Origin of the sequence: Sulfitobacter sp. 1A15106, from assembly GCF_043556995.1 — a bacterium.
In the GTDB taxonomy this organism is placed as follows: Bacteria; Pseudomonadota; Alphaproteobacteria; order Rhodobacterales; family Rhodobacteraceae; genus Sulfitobacter; species Sulfitobacter faviae.
Genome location: NZ_JBIFFM010000001.1, coordinates 370,367 through 386,464, shown reverse-complemented (window position 1 = coordinate 386,464; position 16,098 = coordinate 370,367). Strand labels below are relative to the sequence as shown.

General features: G+C 64.4%; 15 protein-coding genes and 1 tRNA gene. 11 read left to right on the top strand and 5 right to left on the bottom strand.

Going from position 1 to position 16,098, the window contains the following annotated elements:
• Positions 1 to 45 precede the first annotated feature (45 nt).
• Positions 46 to 813, top strand: a complete 768-nt coding sequence (locus ACGYKA_RS01860; RefSeq protein WP_271693191.1) for an EcsC family protein — start codon at positions 46 to 48, stop codon at positions 811 to 813.
• Here the strand turns inward: ACGYKA_RS01860 and modC are convergent, their stop codons facing one another.
• Genes modC through modA form a run of 3 tightly spaced genes read right to left on the bottom strand, consistent with a single transcriptional unit; the run spans position 814 to position 3,318 of the window.
• Positions 814 to 1,899: a molybdenum ABC transporter ATP-binding protein gene (modC, locus tag ACGYKA_RS01855; RefSeq protein ID WP_394411237.1), complete on the bottom strand. Its 1,086-nt coding sequence runs from the start codon at positions 1,897 to 1,899 to the stop codon at positions 814 to 816.
• Positions 1,899 to 2,591: a molybdate ABC transporter permease subunit gene (gene modB / locus ACGYKA_RS01850; protein WP_394411234.1), complete on the bottom strand. Its 693-nt coding sequence runs from the start codon at positions 2,589 to 2,591 to the stop codon at positions 1,899 to 1,901. The genes modC and modB overlap by 1 nt, the downstream gene beginning before the upstream one ends.
• Entirely contained in the window at positions 2,581 to 3,318 is a 738-nt protein-coding gene (gene modA, locus ACGYKA_RS01845; protein WP_394411231.1) for a molybdate ABC transporter substrate-binding protein, read from the bottom strand. Before modA ends, modB begins: the two co-directional genes overlap by 11 nt.
• Before the next feature lie 110 nt (positions 3,319 to 3,428).
• On the opposite strand from modA, the gene ACGYKA_RS01840 reads away from it, so the two are divergent.
• The 5 genes from ACGYKA_RS01840 to ptsP all read left to right on the top strand — a co-directional run bounded on the left by ACGYKA_RS01840 (position 3,429) and on the right by ptsP (position 8,860).
• A complete protein-coding gene (locus tag ACGYKA_RS01840; protein ID WP_067267814.1) occupies positions 3,429 to 3,896 on the top strand; it encodes an NUDIX hydrolase in 468 nt (155 codons plus the stop codon).
• Positions 3,897 to 3,990: 94 nt separating this feature from the next.
• Positions 3,991 to 4,458, top strand: coding sequence for a DUF1178 family protein (locus tag ACGYKA_RS01835; protein WP_394411228.1), 468 nt, complete (start codon positions 3,991 to 3,993; stop codon positions 4,456 to 4,458).
• Between the two features lie 26 nt (positions 4,459 to 4,484).
• Positions 4,485 to 5,129 (top strand): SDR family oxidoreductase, encoded by a 645-nt coding sequence (locus ACGYKA_RS01830; protein ID WP_394411225.1) that lies wholly within the window; start codon positions 4,485 to 4,487, stop codon positions 5,127 to 5,129.
• Positions 5,130 to 5,216: 87 nt separating this feature from the next.
• Positions 5,217 to 6,455, top strand: a complete 1,239-nt coding sequence (locus tag ACGYKA_RS01825; RefSeq protein ID WP_209219097.1) for an aspartate kinase — start codon at positions 5,217 to 5,219, stop codon at positions 6,453 to 6,455.
• 161 nt (positions 6,456 to 6,616) lie between these two features.
• The gene (gene ptsP, locus ACGYKA_RS01820; RefSeq protein WP_394411222.1) at positions 6,617 to 8,860 is read left to right on the top strand and encodes a phosphoenolpyruvate--protein phosphotransferase; all 2,244 of its coding nucleotides are present in this window, start codon (positions 6,617 to 6,619) and stop codon (positions 8,858 to 8,860) included.
• Positions 8,861 to 8,869: 9 nt separating this feature from the next.
• Here ptsP and ACGYKA_RS01815 read toward each other — a convergent pair whose 3' ends face one another.
• Positions 8,870 to 9,892, bottom strand: a complete 1,023-nt coding sequence (locus ACGYKA_RS01815; protein ID WP_394411219.1) for an NAD-dependent epimerase/dehydratase family protein — start codon at positions 9,890 to 9,892, stop codon at positions 8,870 to 8,872.
• 197 nt (positions 9,893 to 10,089) lie between these two features.
• Here ACGYKA_RS01815 and ACGYKA_RS01810 point away from each other — a divergent pair, with 197 nt between their 5' ends.
• Positions 10,090 to 11,718 carry an alkaline phosphatase family protein gene (locus ACGYKA_RS01810; protein ID WP_394411216.1) on the top strand — a complete coding sequence of 543 codons (1,629 nt, stop codon included), beginning with the start codon at positions 10,090 to 10,092 and terminating at the stop codon, positions 11,716 to 11,718.
• 111 nt (positions 11,719 to 11,829) lie between these two features.
• Here ACGYKA_RS01810 and ACGYKA_RS01805 read toward each other — a convergent pair.
• Positions 11,830 to 11,903: transfer RNA gene (locus ACGYKA_RS01805), tRNA-Cys, on the bottom strand.
• A gap of 143 nt (positions 11,904 to 12,046) precedes the next feature.
• On the opposite strand from ACGYKA_RS01805, the gene ACGYKA_RS01800 reads away from it, so the two are divergent.
• The 4 genes from ACGYKA_RS01800 (at position 12,047) to ACGYKA_RS01785 (ending at position 16,098) form a co-directional block, all read left to right on the top strand.
• Entirely contained in the window at positions 12,047 to 12,700 is a 654-nt protein-coding gene (locus tag ACGYKA_RS01800; RefSeq protein WP_271687992.1) for a protein-L-isoaspartate O-methyltransferase, read from the top strand.
• Positions 12,701 to 12,819: 119 nt separating this feature from the next.
• The gene (locus tag ACGYKA_RS01795) at positions 12,820 to 14,256 is read left to right on the top strand and encodes a TolC family outer membrane protein (RefSeq protein WP_394409770.1); all 1,437 of its coding nucleotides are present in this window, start codon (positions 12,820 to 12,822) and stop codon (positions 14,254 to 14,256) included.
• A 94-nt stretch (positions 14,257 to 14,350) separates the two neighbouring features.
• Positions 14,351 to 15,514: a hypothetical protein gene (locus ACGYKA_RS01790; RefSeq protein ID WP_394409773.1), complete on the top strand. Its 1,164-nt coding sequence runs from the start codon at positions 14,351 to 14,353 to the stop codon at positions 15,512 to 15,514.
• A gap of 125 nt (positions 15,515 to 15,639) precedes the next feature.
• A complete protein-coding gene (locus ACGYKA_RS01785) occupies positions 15,640 to 16,098 on the top strand; it encodes a (2Fe-2S)-binding protein (protein WP_271693201.1) in 459 nt (152 codons plus the stop codon).

Below are 16,098 nucleotides of genomic sequence, written 5' to 3'. Positions count from 1 at the left end.
CCCGCCCGCGACCCACATTGAGCCTAAGCTCAAAAAGGGACGCCCATGCAGATCGAAAGCAACCTGCCCAGCACCATTGATGTCGATGCCCGGCTGGATGAGATCGCCCGCCGTTACAAACAGGCGGGTGGCGTGGGCATCCATGTGCTCAACCTTATCGGTGGCAGCGCGGATGGGTTGATCGACCGTTTGCCGGGGGCGGTGCGCCGCAACCTTGAAGGGGCGACGATGAAGGCGCTTGGCCATGCCATGCAGGCCGCCCATTCCAGCCGCAGCTATGTGAAAGACCAGCAGGGTTGGCTGAACCAAGCGGTCTCGACCGCGATGGGCGCCGCAGGCGGGGCCGGGGGGCTGCCGACCGCCTTGGCCGAACTGCCGGTGACCACCACGCTTCTGTTGCGGGTCATCCAAGGGGTGGCGGCGGAACATGGGTTCGATCCCTCGGCGGAGAATGTGCAATTCGACTGCGTGCATGTCTTTACCGCCGCCGGGCCGCTGGCGGATGACGATAGCGCTGATCTGGGGTTTCTTACCGTGCGCATGGCGCTCACGGGCCGCGCGATGAATGCGGTGATCGCCCGCGTGGCGCCGCGTCTGGCGCTGGTGCTGGGGCAAAAGCTCGCCGCGCAGGCGGTGCCCGTGTTGGGCGCTGTGGCTGGGGCTGCGACGAACTATGCCTATACCAGCTATTACCAAGACATGGCCCATGTGCATTTCGGCCTGCGCAAACTGGCGATAGAGGCGGATATCCCGCAAGAGGAACTGGTCGCCCGCCTACGCAAGAAAATGGGCAGGACGCCGCCCAAACTGTGATCAGCGCCCTATGCTGCCCGGGGCCACGGTGGTGGCCTTGAGGATGGCATAGCAGCCCATGCCCGCGCGCAGATCAAGGTCGCGGACCGCCCGCGCCGTCACCCGCGCCAAAAGGCGGTCTCCGCCTGCGTCGAGTGCGATGGCCGCACCCGGTCCGTCGCCGGGATGCACAGCCTCGACCCGGACGGGCAGGATGTTGACCGAAGACAGCCCCTCGGGCCGCGCGCGCGACAGGATCACATCCTGCGCCAAGACCCGCAGCCGCACCCGCGCGCCCACCGGGGCTTGCACGCCGGGAAGCTCCAACTGCCCCGCCCGCACGGCGAGGGTCGAAAGCCCATCTTCGGCATGGGCGATGACATCGGCCTCCAGCACCGCGCCCGCTTCGCGCACGCCCAGCAGCGGCACGGCGGCGGGGTCGGCCATCACGTCAAACAGGGCGCCTTGCGCCTTCAGCCGCCCGCTTTGCAGCAGCACCAAGCGATCGGCGAGGCGGGCGATCTCGTCCACCGCATGGCTGACGTAGAGGATCGGCAGGCCCAACCCCCCGTCGCGCAGCCGTTCGAGGTAAGGCAGGATCTCCTGCTTGCGCGGACCATCGAGGCTCGCCAACGGCTCATCCATCAACAACATGCGCGGATGGCACAGCAGCGCCCGGCCAAGGGCGACGCGCTGTTTCTCCCCGCCCGAGAGCGTCGCCGGAGCGCGGTCGAGCAGAGGCTCAAGCCCCAGAAGCGCCACGACATCGGCAAAACCCGCGCCTTGGCTGCCGCGCGGGGCATAGCGCGCGCCAAAGGTTAGGTTGCCGCGCACGTCCAAATGGGGAAAAAGCCGCGCGTCTTGAAAGACATAGCCCAGCCTGCGGCGATGCGGCGGCACCCAGATGCCGCGCTGCGTATCCAAAAGAACCTCACCGTCCAGCACCACGCGCCCGACACTGGGGCGCAGCAATCCGGCGAGTGCATTGATAACCGTCGTCTTGCCCGCGCCGGAGCGGCCAAAGAGCGCGGTAATCCCGCCTTGGGTCGTGAAAGACAGGTCCAGATCGAAGCCGTCGAACCCATGGCGCAGCGTGACTTCAAGCATCAGCGCGCCCCCGAAATGCGTTTCGCGACCCGCCGTGCCAAGGCTTCGGACAGCAACACGGCGGCCAGTGCCACCAGCCCGGCCAGCCCGGCCATGGCCAGCGCACGATTCTCACCGCCCGGCACCTGCAGGGCCGTCCAGATCGCGCTCGGCAGGGTTTGGGTCTGGCCGGGGATATTGGCGACAAAGGTGATCGTGGCGCCGAATTCACCCATCGCCTTGGCAAAGCCCATCACCGCCCCCGCAAGGATGCCGGGAAAGATCAGCGGCAGGGTGACGCGGCAAAATACGCTGAGGCGCGGCGCGCCGAGGGTGGCGGCGGCGTCTTCGATCCGGGGGTCGACCGCCTCGATCGCCAGCCGCATCGCGCGAACCATCAGCGGGAACCCCATGATCAGCGCGGCCAGCACCGCGCCCGTCCAATGAAAGGCAAGACCGATGCCGAGGCTCTCTAACAGGCGGCCCAAAGGGGCGTTGCGGCCAAAGCTGAGCAGCAACAGATAGCCCGTCACCACTGGCGGCAGCACCAGTGGCAGATGGACCAGCGCGCTTACCACGCCTTTGCCGCGAAACTCCTTCCGGGCGAGGACCCACGCCACCCAAAGCGCCAGCGGCAGCGAACAAAGCATCGCCACGCTCGCCACCCGCAGCGACAGCAAGAGCGCGGCCCAAGCGGCGGCGTCAAGATCCATGATCGGCCCGAAGGAACCCGTGGTCCACAAGGATCGCCTGAGCCGCGTCGGTGGTCAGAAAATCGACCAGTGCCTTGCCCTTGGCCGTCAGCGCCGCGGCAGGATAGGTAATCGGGGCATGGGCCTCGGCAGGGACCTCGTAGATGGTCTGCACCTCCGGCTCGGCCTGCGCATCGCTGGCATAGACCACGCCAAGTGGCGCATCGCCCCGCGCGACCAGCGCCAGTGCGGCGCGGACATTGTCGGTCTCGGCCAAACGGCTTTGCAGCTGCTGCCAAAGCCCCGCATGGGTGAGCCATGCGCGGGCATAGCTGCCTGCGGGAACGGCGTCGCGTTGCCCCATGGCAAGCCGCCCTTCGGCGCCGAGCCGGGCGGGCAGCTCGGCGGGATCGGCAAGCGGTACGCTGCCAGCGGGGGCAATCAGCACGAGGCGGTTGCGGGCGATGATCTGCGCATTCCCGGCCCCCTCAACGCCTTCGTCCGCGAGCCATGTCATCCAGTCGCTATTGGCAAGCAAGACCACATCGGCGGGCGCCCCGGAGGCGACCTGCCGCGCCATCGTGCCTGAGCCGCCATAAGACAGCACCACCGGCGCGGGGAAATCCGCCGTGACCTCCTCCAACGCGCCGCGCAGGCTGGCGGCGGCAAAGACCGTCACGGGTGCCTCGGCCCGAAGGGGCAGGGCAAGGCTGCAGAGCACTGTCAGAAGAGCGGAAAATCTTATCATTTTGATAGTATCTTTGATGCGATGAAAGGGGGCAAGTGCATATGGCCAGACTGGGATCGCCGCGCTAGGGTCAAAGGGAAACAACCTGCCAAGGGGTGCGGCTGCAACGGATGGTGAAACAGGCTCCGATATCCTTGAACGGCGGCCAGAAGGATGAGCTGCGCATTCAATTCGCGGCGCTTTGCTGGCGTCGCAAACGGGGCAAGTTGCAGATCCTGCTGATCACCTCGCGCGGGAGCAAGCGTTGGATCATTCCCAAGGGCTGGCCGATGGAAGGCAAGACCCCCGCCGCCTCGGCCTTGGTCGAGGCTTGGGAGGAAGGCGGCGTCGTGGGGCAGGCGCGGGGGCAATGTCTGGGCGTTTATAGCTATGCCAAAACCGGCGCGGATGGGACCTTGCCCTGTCTGGCGATGCTCTACCCGGTAAAGGTCAAGGCGCTGGCCAAACACTTCCCCGAGAAGGGACAGCGCAAGCGGATGTGGTGTTCGCGCCGCAAGGCCGCCCGGCTGGTGGAGGCCCCCGATCTGGCGCGGCTGATCCGTGATTTCGATCCGCGCAGCGGTGGCTTGGCGGGCTGACCGCGCCGCGTTGCGATCCGCGCCGCGCCCGCGCTTGTCTTGACCTCTTTCGCGCCGCAGCCCATTTAAAGCAGAGAGTTTGAGGACCGGGCGAATGATCCGTTATGCACTGAAATGCGAGGCCGGGCATGGTTTCGAAAGTTGGTTTCAATCTGCGGCAGCCTTTGACAGCCTCGCCCGCGCGGGCCATCTGAGCTGTGCGGTCTGCGGGTCGACGGAGGTGAGCAAATCGCTGATGGCCCCGCGGGTCACCTCGGGCGGCAGCGCTCCGGCTGCGCCGGAAGCGGCAGAAAAACCGCAACCCGCCGAGACACCCGCCCCGGCCCTGTCCAATCCGACAAGTGATGTGGAAAAAGCGGTGAACGCCCTGCGCGAAAAGGTCGAATCCACCTCCGATTACGTTGGCAAGAATTTCGTGCGCGAGGCGCGGGACATGCACGCAGGGCGCAGCCCCGAGCGCCCGATCTATGGCGAGGCGCGGCTGGATCAGGCGCGGGAATTGGTGGCCGAGGGCGTGCCCCTGATGCCGCTCCCGTTCAAACCCAAACGCCAACTTTCCTAAAGGCCCATTTTCATAAAGGATCGCCCATGACCATCGTTATCACAGGCGCCAGCCGCGGCATCGGCGCGGCGCTGGCCCGCCAGTATAAAGACGCGGGCGAAGAGGTGATCGGCACCGCACGCGGCGCAGGCGCGCAGGCCGTGCTGGACGTGACCGACCCGGCAAGCCACGCGTCCTTCGCCGCAAGCCTGCAAGACCGCCCGCTGGACCTGCTGATCTGCAATGCGGGTGTGTATCTCGACAAGGGCGATGACTTGGATACCGGCTTTGGCCCCGACCTCTGGGCGCAGAGCTTTGCGACCAATGTGACCGGGGTTTTCCTCACCGTGCAATCCCTGCTGCCCAACCTGCGTGCGGCGCAGGGGGCGAAAATCGCGATCATCGCCTCGCAGATGGGGTCGCAAACGCGGGCGCCGGGGGGCAGCTATATCTACCGCGCTTCCAAAGCGGCGGCGATCAATCTGGGGCGCAATCTGGCGGTGGACCTAAAGCCCGAGGGCATCGCGGTGGGCATTTACCACCCCGGCTGGGTGCGCACCGATATGGGCGGCGATCAGGGCGAGATCAGCGTTGAGGACTCGGCGCAGGGCCTCGCCGGGCGGATCGCCGCGCTGGACCTTGGACAGACGGGCTGTTTCGAGACTTGGGATGGCCGCGCGCATCCGTTCTAGGCGGCGCTACATAACGTCATGTTAAATAGGCTTGCCCTTGCCGTGCCGTGGGCTTAGACCGCGCTGGACTGTTGCGCGGGGGACAATATGCCTGTTCTGGTTATGAAATTCGGTGGGACCTCGGTTGCCACTTTGGACCGTATCCGCCGCGCGGCAAAGCGCGTCGGCGTCGAGGTGGCCAAGGGCTATGACGTGATCGTCATCGTATCCGCCATGTCGGGTGAGACGAACAAGCTGGTGGGCTTCGTCAATGAGACTTCGCCGCTCTATGATGCGCGCGAATATGACGCCATCGTGTCGAGCGGGGAGAATGTTACCGCCGGCCTGATGGCGCTCACTTTGCAGGAAATGGACGTGCCCGCACGCTCGTGGCAGGGCTGGCAGGTGCCGGTGCGCACCACCGATGCCCATTCCGCCGCCCGGATCGAAGAGATCCCCACAGACAACATCACCGCCAAATTCGGCGAAGGCATGAAGGTGGCCGTGGTCGCAGGTTTTCAGGGCATCAGCCCGCAGGGCCGGATCACCACGCTGGGCCGGGGCGGGTCTGACACGACCGCCGTCGCCTTTGCCGCCGCCTTTGGCGCGGAGCGCTGCGATATCTATACCGACGTCGATGGTGTCTACACCACCGACCCGCGGGTCGAATCCAAGGCCCGCAAACTTGACAAGATCTCCTTTGAAGAGATGCTAGAACTGGCTTCTCTCGGGGCGAAGGTTTTGCAGACCCGTTCGGTCGAACTGGCGATGCGCTACAAGGTTAAACTGCGGGTGCTGAGCAGTTTCGAAGAACAATCTGACGACGCCGGGACGCTCGTCTGCGATGAGGAGGAAATCATGGAAAGCAATGTGGTGGCCGGGGTCGCGTTTTCCCGTGATGAGGCAAAGATGACCTTGGTGTCCGTGGCGGACCGCCCCGGCATCGCCGCGACGATCTTTACCGCGCTCAGCGAGGGCGGCGTGAACGTCGATATGATCGTTCAGAACATCTCGGAAGAGGGGCGCACCGATATGACGTGGTCCTGCCCCGTCGATCAGGTGATCCGCGCTGAAAAGGCGATGGAAAAGGCCCATGAAGAGGGGATCATCAACTATCAGGAGTTGATCGCCGACAAGGCTGTGGCCAAGGTTTCCGTGGTGGGGATCGGCATGCGCAGCCACACCGGCGTGGCCGCCAAGATGTTCAAGGTGCTCTCGGACGAGGGGATCAACATCAAGGTGATCACTACCTCCGAGATCAAGATCAGCGTGTTGATCGACCGCAAGTATATGGAATTGGCCGTGCAGGCGCTCCACGACGCTTTCGAGCTTGATAAAGCGGCCTAAACACCTGCGATGACACGGGTTTTACGCAAGGTGACCCCTTGCGTAAATCTGCAGCATCCCGCCGATATGCTGGTCGAGGATGTAGGGTATGGCGCGAATAGCATTTCTATCCTTGCGCGAGTGCGCTAAACCCTGCTCCAGAGGGACAGGGACCGGAGCATATGGCCGAACGGGTTGAGACAGAAAGCCGCAAGCTGCTGGGGCGGCTGCGTGATGCGATGGCCAGCGATGTGGCGGGCCAAGCGCGGCTGGATAAGATCACCCAGTTGATCGCCAACTCCATGGGCTGCGAAGTCTGCTCGATCTATCTGTTCCGCGACGAAGACACGCTTGAGCTTTGTGCCACCGAAGGGCTGAACGAAGCGGCGGTGCATGAAACGCGCATGAAACTGGGCGAAGGTCTGGTCGGTCGGGTCGCCAAAAGGCGCACGGTCATCAACACGCCCGATGCGCCCCAAGCCGCTGGTTTCCGCTTCATGCCCGAGACGGGGGAGGAGATTTATTCCTCCTTCCTTGGGGTGCCGGTGCAACGTCTGGGTGAGACGCTGGGCGTGCTGGTGGTGCAGTCCAAAGTCGCACGGGAGTTCTCCGCTGATGAGGTCTATGCGCTTGAGGTCGTCGCGATGGTGCTGGCCGAAATGGCCGAGCTTGGCGCATTTGTCGGCGAGGGGGCTGCGATGTCGGCCCGGCATAGCCAGCCGGTGCTGCTGCGCGGCACCGTGGGGCAGGAGGGCGTGGCCGAGGGGCACGTCTGGCTGCATGAGCCGCGGGTGGTGGTCTCCAACCCCATTGCCGACGACCCTGAACGTGAGACGGAGCGGCTGACCGAAGCGGTCGAGCAATTGCGGCTCAGCGTTGACCAATTGTTAAGCCTTACCGCCGACAAAGAGCAGCAGAAGGTGCTCGAAGCCTACCGTATGTTCGCCAATTCCAAAGGCTGGATGCGGCGCATGGTGGAGGATATTCAAAGCGGGCTGAGTGCTGAGGCCGCGGTCGAGAAAGAGCAATCCATGGCCCGCGCCCGTCTGGGGCAGGTCAATGATGCCTACCTGCGCGAGCGGTTGTCGGATCTGGATGATCTGTCGAACCGCTTGCTGCGCAATTTGACGGGGCAGGGCAGCGATACCGGGGCCGAGATGCCGGTCGATCCGATCCTCGTGGCGCGCAACATCGGCCCGGCGGAACTGCTGGATTACGGGCGGTCGTTGCGCGGCATCGTGTTAGAGGGCGGCTCGGTCGGCTCGCACGCCGCTGTCGTCGCGCGGGCGCTGGCGATTCCGCTGATCGTCCATGCCAGCCGCGTGACCAATGACGCGCTGAACGGCGATCACATCATGGTCGATGGTGAGCAGGGCGTGGTGCATCTGCGCCCCGACGATACCGTGGCCACGGCCTTTCGCGACAAGATCGCGATGCAAGCGGCGGCGCAGGAACGCTATGCCTCTATCCGCGACAAACCGGCTGAGACGAAATGCGGGCGGATCATCAGCCTACAGATGAACGCAGGTCTGATGGCCGATTTACCCTCTCTCGAAGGGTCGGGGGCCGAAGGGGTCGGGCTCTTCCGCACCGAGTTGCAGTTTCTGGTGCGCAACCAGATGCCCCGCCGGACCGAGCTTGCCGCGCTTTACGCGCGCGTGCTCGATGCCGCCCATGGCCGCCGCGTGGTCTTTCGTACGCTCGACATCGGGTCGGACAAGGTGCTGCCCTATATGAAGCCCCATGATGAGCCGAACCCGGCCTTGGGCTGGCGCGCGATCCGGGTGGGATTGGACAAGCCCGGTGTCATGCGGATGCAGTTGCAGGCCCTGATCCGCGCCGCCGCAGGCCGCCCGCTGGCGGTAATGTTTCCCTTTATCGCCCAGTTCGAAGAATTCCGCGCCGCGCGCGCCGAGGTCGACAAGGCGATGGAGCGTGAGCGTATTCTGGGCCATGTCCTGCCCGAAAAGCTGGAGGTCGGCGCCATGCTGGAGACCCCCAGCCTCGCCTTTGCCCCAAAGAAATTCTTTGAAGAGGTCGAGTTCCTGTCGATCGGGGGCAATGACCTTAAGCAGTTCTTTTTCGCCGCCGACCGTGAGAACGAGCGGGTGCGGCGGCGCTATGACACGCTGAACGTCTCTTTCCTGACCTTCCTTGAGGGCATCGTGGAACGTTGCGCCGAAACCAATACTGCGCTGTCTTTCTGCGGGGAGGATGCGGGCCGCCCGGTCGAGGCGCTGTGTTTCGCGGCCATCGGGCTCAAGACCCTGTCGATGCGCCCGGCATCGATCGGGCCGGTCAAAAGCCTGCTGCGGCGCTGCAATCTCGATGACGTGCGCGCGGTCATCCATGCCGCACGAGAGCAGGGCGAGATGTCGGTCAGGGGCGCGGTGATGGACTACGTCCGCCAGCAGCACCAGCACTAAGCGCTGCGGCTATCTGCCGTGATAGTCCCGAAACCAAGCGACGAAACGCGCGATGCCTTCGTGAATGTCGGTCTGTGGGCGGTAGCCGGTAAGCCTATGTAGCAGGGTCGCATCGGCCCATGTGGCGGGGGCGTCACCCATCTGCATCCCCATGTAATTGCGGACCGCCCGCTTGCCGAGCGCGGCTTCGATCGCCTCGACGAAATCGAGCAGGCGCACCTTCTCGGAATTGCCGATATTCACCACACGGTAGGGGGCCGCGGGGGAGAGTGAATCCCAGTCCGGCGGCGGTGGCGCCGTGCCCGGTTGCGGCGGAACGCAATCCATCAGCAGCCGAATGGCGCGCACCAGATCGTCGACGCAGGTGAAATCGCGGTACATCTCGCCGTGGTTGTAAATATCGATCGGGCGGCCATCGAGGATCGCGTCGACGAATTTACTCAAGGCAAGGTCGGGCCGCCCCCAAGGCCCGTAGACGGTGAAAAATCGAAACATCGTCGTCGGCAGACCCCATAGGTGGGCATAGGCATGGGCCATCCCCTCATTCGCTTTTTTCGTGGCGGCGTAGATCGACAGGGGCCGGTCGGTGGCCCCTGTCTCGGCGAAAGGCATGTCGGTATTGGCCCCGTAGATTGACGAGGAGGAGGCCATGAGCAGGTGTTTCACCTCCAACCGCCGCGCAGCCTCCATCACGTTGAAGGTGCCGGTGATATTCGCCTCCAGAAAGGCGCGGGGGTGGTCTATGCTGTGGCGCACGCCCGCCTGTGCGGCAAGGTGCACGATCATGTCGGGGGCAAAGTCATCAACCAGCGCGTCGAAGGTCTCGCGGTCTTCCAGCAGCGCTTCTTTGGTGGTGAAATGCTCATGCTGAAGCAGCATCGCGTGGCGGCGTTGTTTCAGGGCGACATCGTAGTAATCGGTCATCCCATCATAGCCCTGCACCCGTGCGCCTTCGGCCAGCAATAGCCGGGCAAGGTGAAAGCCGATGAAACCGCCCGTGCCGGTGACAAGTATCCTTTGCGTGCTGTCCATTCTGGCATCCTCGCTTTGCGCGGCTTGAGTTGCCTTTCCCATCGTCCTGGTGAAGGTTGGGCCGTGAATGCTAAAAATTTGGTTAAATTTGGGCCGGAAACTGCAAAGCATTGTCAGGCGGGCCAAAATCAAGTCGCAGCACGACGCAACGCTTCGCGGGCAGGGCGCGCGAAGGAGCATCACAGGGAAAGCGGCCCATGCCCAAGAACGTTCTTTTCATCATGTGCGACCAGCTTCGCTGGGATTACCTCTCCTGCACCGGCCATCCGCATCTGCACACGCCGCATATCGATGCGTTGGCCGCGCGCGGGGTGCTTTTTGACCGCGCCTATGTGCAATCGCCGATTTGCGGCCCCTCGCGCATGTCGTTCTACACGGGCCGCTATGTCAGCTCGCATGGGTCGACTTGGAATGGCATCCCGCTGAAAGTGGGGGAGATGACGCTGGGTGACCATCTGCGCCCCTTGGGCGTGCGCACAGCGCTTTGCGGCAAGACCCATATGGCCGCCGATAGCGAAGGGCTGCGCCGCCTTGGCCTGTCGCCCGACAGCGAGATTGGCGCGCTGATCTCGGAATGCGGGTTCGAACCGTATGAGCGGGACGACGGGCTGCACCCCGACGGCGGGCCCTACGCCCCTAACCCCGCCTATGAGGCGCATATGAAGGACCGCGGGTGGCAGGATGAGAACCCCTGGCATTCCGTCGCCAACAGCGCCGAAGATGCAGAGGGCAATATCCTGAGCGGTTGGTTTCTGGACCATGCCGACAAACCGGCCCGCGCCGCGGATGAGGAGAGCGAGACGCCCTATATCACGGGCCGCGCCATGGATTTCATCCGCGATGCCGGCGATCAGCCGTGGTGTCTGCACCTGAGCTATATCAAACCGCATTGGCCCTATATCGTCCCCGCGCCCTACCATGATCTCTATGGGTCCGAGAGCCATCTGGACCCGGTGCGCAGCGCGGCGGAAAAGCGCGATCCGCATCCCGTCTATCGCGCATTCATGCAAGAGCGCGTCTCTCAAGCCTTTTCCGATGACGCGACCCGAGGCCGGGTTCTGACTGCCTATATGGGGCTGATCAAACAGCTCGACGACCAGATCGGTCGGCTGATGGCGTTCATGACCGAAGAGGGGGTCGCGGATGACACGATGATCGTCTTCACCTCGGATCACGGCGATTACCTTGGCGACCACTGGATGGGGGAGAAGGAGCTTTTTCACGACCCCTCCGCGCGCATCCCGATGATCGTCGTTGATCCCCGCCCCGAGGCCGATGCGACCCGCGGCGCAAAATCCTCGGCACTGGTCGAGGCGATCGACGTGGTGCCCACCATCCTTGATTATTTCGGCGGCGCCGCCGTGCCGCATATCATCGAGGGCCGATCCCTCTTGCCGCTGTTACATGGCAAGGCCGAGCGGTTGCGCGATTTCGTGGTCTCGGAATACGACTACGCGCAGCGCGACGTGCGCAAACGCTTGGGGGTCGAGGTGAAGGACGCCAAGCTGACGATGCTCTTCGACGGGCGGTGGAAATACGTTTTTGCCGAAGGGTTCCGCCCGATGCTGTTCGACCTTGAGAGCGATCCCGATGAGTTGGACGATCTGGGGGCCGACCCCGCCCATGCGCCTGAGCGCGCCCGGCTGGAGCAACTGTTGTTCCGCTGGACGCGCCGCACCGCTCAGCGCACCACCATCTCCGACGCCAAGATCGCAGCCAGCGATGCCACGATGGGCGAGGCGACGGCGGGTATTCTGATCGGCTACCGGAATGAGGATGAGTTGCGCGAGGTTTTGGCGGCGGCGGGGAAAGGTGGTGGGGGGTGAGGCATGGCCGCGCCGTTGATGACGAGGGGGCCTGGGTGGCTCTTAAGGGGAGGGCGCGCGAATAGTGGTTTCGCCGGTGGGCGGTATCGCGTAGCCGCTTATGTCGGGGATTGGAGGCGAGTACCGGAATCGAACCGGTGTACACGGATTTGCAATCCGCTGCGTAACCACTCCGCCAACTCGCCGACCGGTGGTTGGCGCACTGCTAACGGATCACGAAGGGGGCCGCAAGTCCCATATGCGCGCGAAAATGCGGTCAGGGCGTTGCCGCTGGCCCGGCAATGTGGCACATCACTCTTCAGACACCCTGAACGAATGAGTTTAGCTGATGAGTGATTTCGCCGCCCGCCGCGTAACCATGGTAGATACGCAGGTTCGTCCTTCGGATGTGACCAAGTTTCCAATCATCGACGCGATGCTGACCGTGCAGCGCGAAGACTTCGTGCCGGCGGCACAGCGCGAGGCTGCCTATCTGGGTGAAAACCTCGATCTGGGGCAGGATCGGGTGCTCCTCGACCCGCGAACATTGGCCAAGATGCTCGATCACCTCGACATCACCAATGAGGAACTCGTGCTCGATATCGGCTGCGCCATGGGCTATTCCAGTGCCGTGATCGCGCATATGGCAGAGGCCGTCGTCGCCGTTGAGGAAGACGAAGCCATGGCCGCCGAGGCGCAAGAGGCGCTGGCGCAGGCGGGCGCGGACAATGTGATCGTCCATGTCGCCCCGCTGACCGAAGGCGCGCCGCAGCATGGGCCCTATGATGTGGTCATCGTCCAAGGTGCGGTGGGTGAGCTGCCCGCAGCGCTGGTGGAGCAGGTGAAAGAGGGCGGGCGGATCGCTTGTCTCTTTATGGATCGGGGTCTGGGCGAGGTGCGCGTGGGCTATAAACGCGGCGGTCAGGTGTCTTGGCGGCCCGAATTCAACGCCGGTGCGCCGGTGCTGCGTGGCTTTGAACGTCAGGCAGAATTCCAGCTGTAGCGACAGGATGGCGCGCCGATTATACCGCGCGCCACTTCGCCTTCAGAGGAGGGGCACCCGCCCCGATCGGCCTACGGGCCGGTTAAAGGTCTAAAAAAGCCATTCAGGGGCATTGAGCCATGAGCGCGAACAGTTTCACGAAATCCCTCAAACGTTTTGCCATCGCCGTGCCGGTGAGCCTTGTCCTCGCCAGCGGCGCTGCCCTGCCGCGTGTGGCTGCTGCTGAAACATTGGCCGATGCGCTGGTGGGGGCCTATGAGCATTCCGGTCTGCTGGAGCAGAACCGCGCGCTTTTGCGGGCCGCCGATGAGGATGTGGCCGCGGCGAAATCAGCGCTGAAACCCGTGTTGCGGTGGGCCGCCGGGCTGACGCAAAGCTTTGGCACCACGCGCAGCTCCTCCCTTTTGCCAGCCCAGTCGACGGAAAGCCTCAAGGCGTCGATCAGCCTGATTGGCGAGCTTTTGCTCTATGATTTCGGCGCGAGCGCCTATCGGGTGGAGGCGGCGAAAGAGGCCGTGCTGGCCACCCGCCAGACCTTGGTCAACCTAGAGCAGCAGGTGCTGCTGCGCGCGGTTGCGGCCTATATGGGCGTGATCGAAGCCTCGGAAACGGTTGAGCTGCGCAACAACAACCTGCGGCTGCTGACCCAAGAGCTGCGCGCCGCGCGGGATCGTTTCGACGTGGGCGAAGTTACCCGCACCGATGTGGCTTTGGCCGAAGCGCAGCTTGCCAATGCCCGCAGCGGGCTGGCGGGCGCCGAAGGCGTGCTGCTGCGCGCGGTCGAGGAGTATCGCAATGCCGTGGGCCATGCCCCGGGCAACCTTAGCCAACCGCCGAGCCTGCCGAATGTCGGCGGCAACCTCGCCTCGGCCAAGGCTTTGGCCGTGCGCACTCACCCGTCGATCATCGCCGCACAGCATCAGGTGGCGGCGGCCGATCTGAGCGTCGAAGCCAATGAGGCCGCCATGGCCCCGCGGATCACGCTGAACGGGCAATATGGGCTGAACGAGACTTTCGACAGCGAAGCCTATACCCGCAGCGGCAGCGTTGGGGTCGAGGTCGGTCAGACCATCTATCAGGGCGGGGCGCTGTCCTCGGCCGTGCGCAGCGCGATGGCGCAGCGGGACGCGCAGCGCGCGAACCTGCATGTGGTGCGCCAAAACGTCGAGCAGGAAGTGGGCAACGCCTATGCCGCGCTGGCCTCGGCACGGGCGCAGTTGGAAGCCTCTGACCGCCAGATCCGGGCGGCGCGTATCGCCTTCCGCGGTGTCCGTGAAGAAGCGACCCTCGGCGCGCGCACCACCTTGGACGTGCTGGATGCAGAGCAATCGCTGCTGGATGCGGAATCGACCCGCGTGTCGGCCCGCGCCAACCTCTATGTGGCGGCTTATTCCGTGCTGGCGGCCACGGGCCGTCTGACCGCGCAGGATCTGAAGCTGCCGGTGCAGATCTATGACGCGGGGGCCTATTACAACCTTGTTAAGGACGCCCCTGCTAAATACTCGAAAGAGGGCCAAGCGCTGGATCGGGTGCTGCGCGCGCTGCAAAAAGACTGACGGTTTGCGCGGTCGTTTGGCATTTTGCACCGCCCCATTGTGAGAATCCTCCCACGCGGTTAAGCTATCCGCGAGGCAAGAGTGGTAGAGAAATATGTCCGAACCCGTCACAAACGCGGAGGTGGAAGACGTCCTGTCGTCGATTCGCCGATTGGTGTCCGAAGACAAGCGTCCCCTGCAAACGTCCAACCCTACGCCGGTTTCTAAGCTGGAGGCTGCCGATTCTGCAGATGACACCGGGGCCGCGTTCAAGAGCATGCGAGGCGCCGCATTGGACGAGCCGACATCGGATAGCGTCACGTCCGAGGATTTCACCCCGCACCTGTCGCTGCGCACAGCTTCGGGCGGCACGACGCGTCCCGCTTCTGACGAGGGCGTCGGTGAAACATCCAAAGCCACGCCGCAGCCGCTGAGCCTGACCCAAGCCATGCAGACCGAAGCGGAAGACAGTGTCGATGAGGCAGAGCGTCCATTCGTCTCGGCCCGTCACCCCGCGACCCCGCCTGCGGAGAAGGCTCCCGCGGCGTCGAGTGACCGGTTGGTGCTGACCCCCGCGCTTAGAGTCGCCACGTCGGATGGCGAGGATCGCCCAAAGGCCGCTGCCGTTGATCCGGCGAAGGTCTCGCCCTTGGACTATGACATGCTGCATGACGATCCGAGCGATTTGCATGCCGAAGACTATCGCACCCCCGCGTCCGAGACCGCGGATGATGCCCGGGCCCGCGCCGTCTCAGACGCCGTGGCCAAGGCGACCGGGGCCAGCCGCAGCGACAAGCTGGCGGCGCTCGAGACGGCCATTGGCAAGATCTCTGACGATTGGGATCCGGACACGCCCGGCGATAATGACTATTCCGGCACCGAACCTCCGGCGATGGAGTGGAAAGACGATGCGGAGCTTGACGCGCCAGAGGCCCCGATTGCCGATACGGCGGCGGTAGAGGCTGAGACGCCAGCGCCAAGCCGTCCGCAGCCCGCGACACCGCAGCTCGAAGAGCAGGTGCGCCGTTTTGCTGACAGTGGCCCGCGTGTGGCCGATCCCGCCGCCACCGCGCCGGAATTCGACTATGCCGCCCCCGCGCAGGAGGCGGGCAGCGCGGGCGAGGATCAGTTCCTCGACGAGGAAGCACTGCGCGACATGGTGACCGAGATCGTCCGCGCCGAGCTTCAGGGGGCCTTGGGCGAGCGGATCACCCGCAATGTGCGCAAGTTGGTCCGCCGCGAGATCCACCGCGCGCTGACGGCGCAAGACCTCGAATAAGCGAAACGGCGGCACCCGCCGCCATGCCCGCCCCGCCAAGATGACGCTGCGCGACCCGCTTCGCGCGGTCTTGCGCGATAGGCGCTGCCCGCTACATTGGGGGCACCAGCGCGGAAGGATCACCGATGGAATTGACGGTTAACGGCACGGTCCACGAGGTGGACGTGGAAGACGACATGCCGCTGCTCTGGGTTTTGCGCGACGAGTTGGGAATCACCGGGCCGAAATACGGCTGCGGCATCGCGCAATGCGGTGCCTGCACGGTGCATGTTGATGGGCTGGCCGTGCGGTCTTGCCAATTGCGGGCGGCGGATGTGAACGGCGATGTCACCACCATCGAAGGCTTGGGCACGCCCGAAGCGCTGCATGTGGTGCAGGCGGCATGGGTGGAGCATCAGGTCGCGCAATGCGGTTACTGCCAATCGGGGCAGATCATGCAGGCGGCCTCATTTCTGGATCTGAACCCCGAGCCGACCGACGATCAGATCGACGCCGCGATGAGCGGGAACCTCTGCCGCTGCGGCACCTATCCGCGCATTCGCGCCGCTGTTCACAGCGCCGCCGCGCGGCTGCGGGGGGCCTGA

Excerpts from the sequence above, each read along its gene's own strand:
- modA (WP_394411231.1), bottom strand. The coding sequence starts at position 3,318 with ATGATAAGATTTTCCGCTCTTCTGACAGTGCTCTGCAGCCTTGCCCTG.
- ACGYKA_RS01810 (WP_394411216.1), top strand. The coding sequence starts at position 10,090 with ATGCCCAAGAACGTTCTTTTCATCATGTGCGACCAGCTTCGCTGGGAT.
- ACGYKA_RS01860 (WP_271693191.1), top strand. The coding sequence starts at position 46 with ATGCAGATCGAAAGCAACCTGCCCAGCACCATTGATGTCGATGCCCGG.
- ACGYKA_RS01790 (WP_394409773.1), top strand. The coding sequence starts at position 14,351 with ATGTCCGAACCCGTCACAAACGCGGAGGTGGAAGACGTCCTGTCGTCG.
- ptsP (WP_394411222.1), top strand. The coding sequence starts at position 6,617 with ATGGCCGAACGGGTTGAGACAGAAAGCCGCAAGCTGCTGGGGCGGCTG.
- ACGYKA_RS01825 (WP_209219097.1), top strand. The coding sequence starts at position 5,217 with ATGCCTGTTCTGGTTATGAAATTCGGTGGGACCTCGGTTGCCACTTTG.
- modC (WP_394411237.1), bottom strand. The coding sequence starts at position 1,899 with ATGCTTGAAGTCACGCTGCGCCATGGGTTCGACGGCTTCGATCTGGAC.
- modB (WP_394411234.1), bottom strand. The coding sequence starts at position 2,591 with ATGGATCTTGACGCCGCCGCTTGGGCCGCGCTCTTGCTGTCGCTGCGG.
- ACGYKA_RS01835 (WP_394411228.1), top strand. The coding sequence starts at position 3,991 with ATGATCCGTTATGCACTGAAATGCGAGGCCGGGCATGGTTTCGAAAGT.
- ACGYKA_RS01840 (WP_067267814.1), top strand. The coding sequence starts at position 3,429 with ATGGTGAAACAGGCTCCGATATCCTTGAACGGCGGCCAGAAGGATGAG.
- ACGYKA_RS01795 (WP_394409770.1), top strand. The coding sequence starts at position 12,820 with ATGAGCGCGAACAGTTTCACGAAATCCCTCAAACGTTTTGCCATCGCC.
- ACGYKA_RS01830 (WP_394411225.1), top strand. The coding sequence starts at position 4,485 with ATGACCATCGTTATCACAGGCGCCAGCCGCGGCATCGGCGCGGCGCTG.
- ACGYKA_RS01815 (WP_394411219.1), bottom strand. The coding sequence starts at position 9,892 with ATGGACAGCACGCAAAGGATACTTGTCACCGGCACGGGCGGTTTCATC.
- ACGYKA_RS01785 (WP_271693201.1), top strand. The coding sequence starts at position 15,640 with ATGGAATTGACGGTTAACGGCACGGTCCACGAGGTGGACGTGGAAGAC.
- ACGYKA_RS01800 (WP_271687992.1), top strand. The coding sequence starts at position 12,047 with ATGAGTGATTTCGCCGCCCGCCGCGTAACCATGGTAGATACGCAGGTT.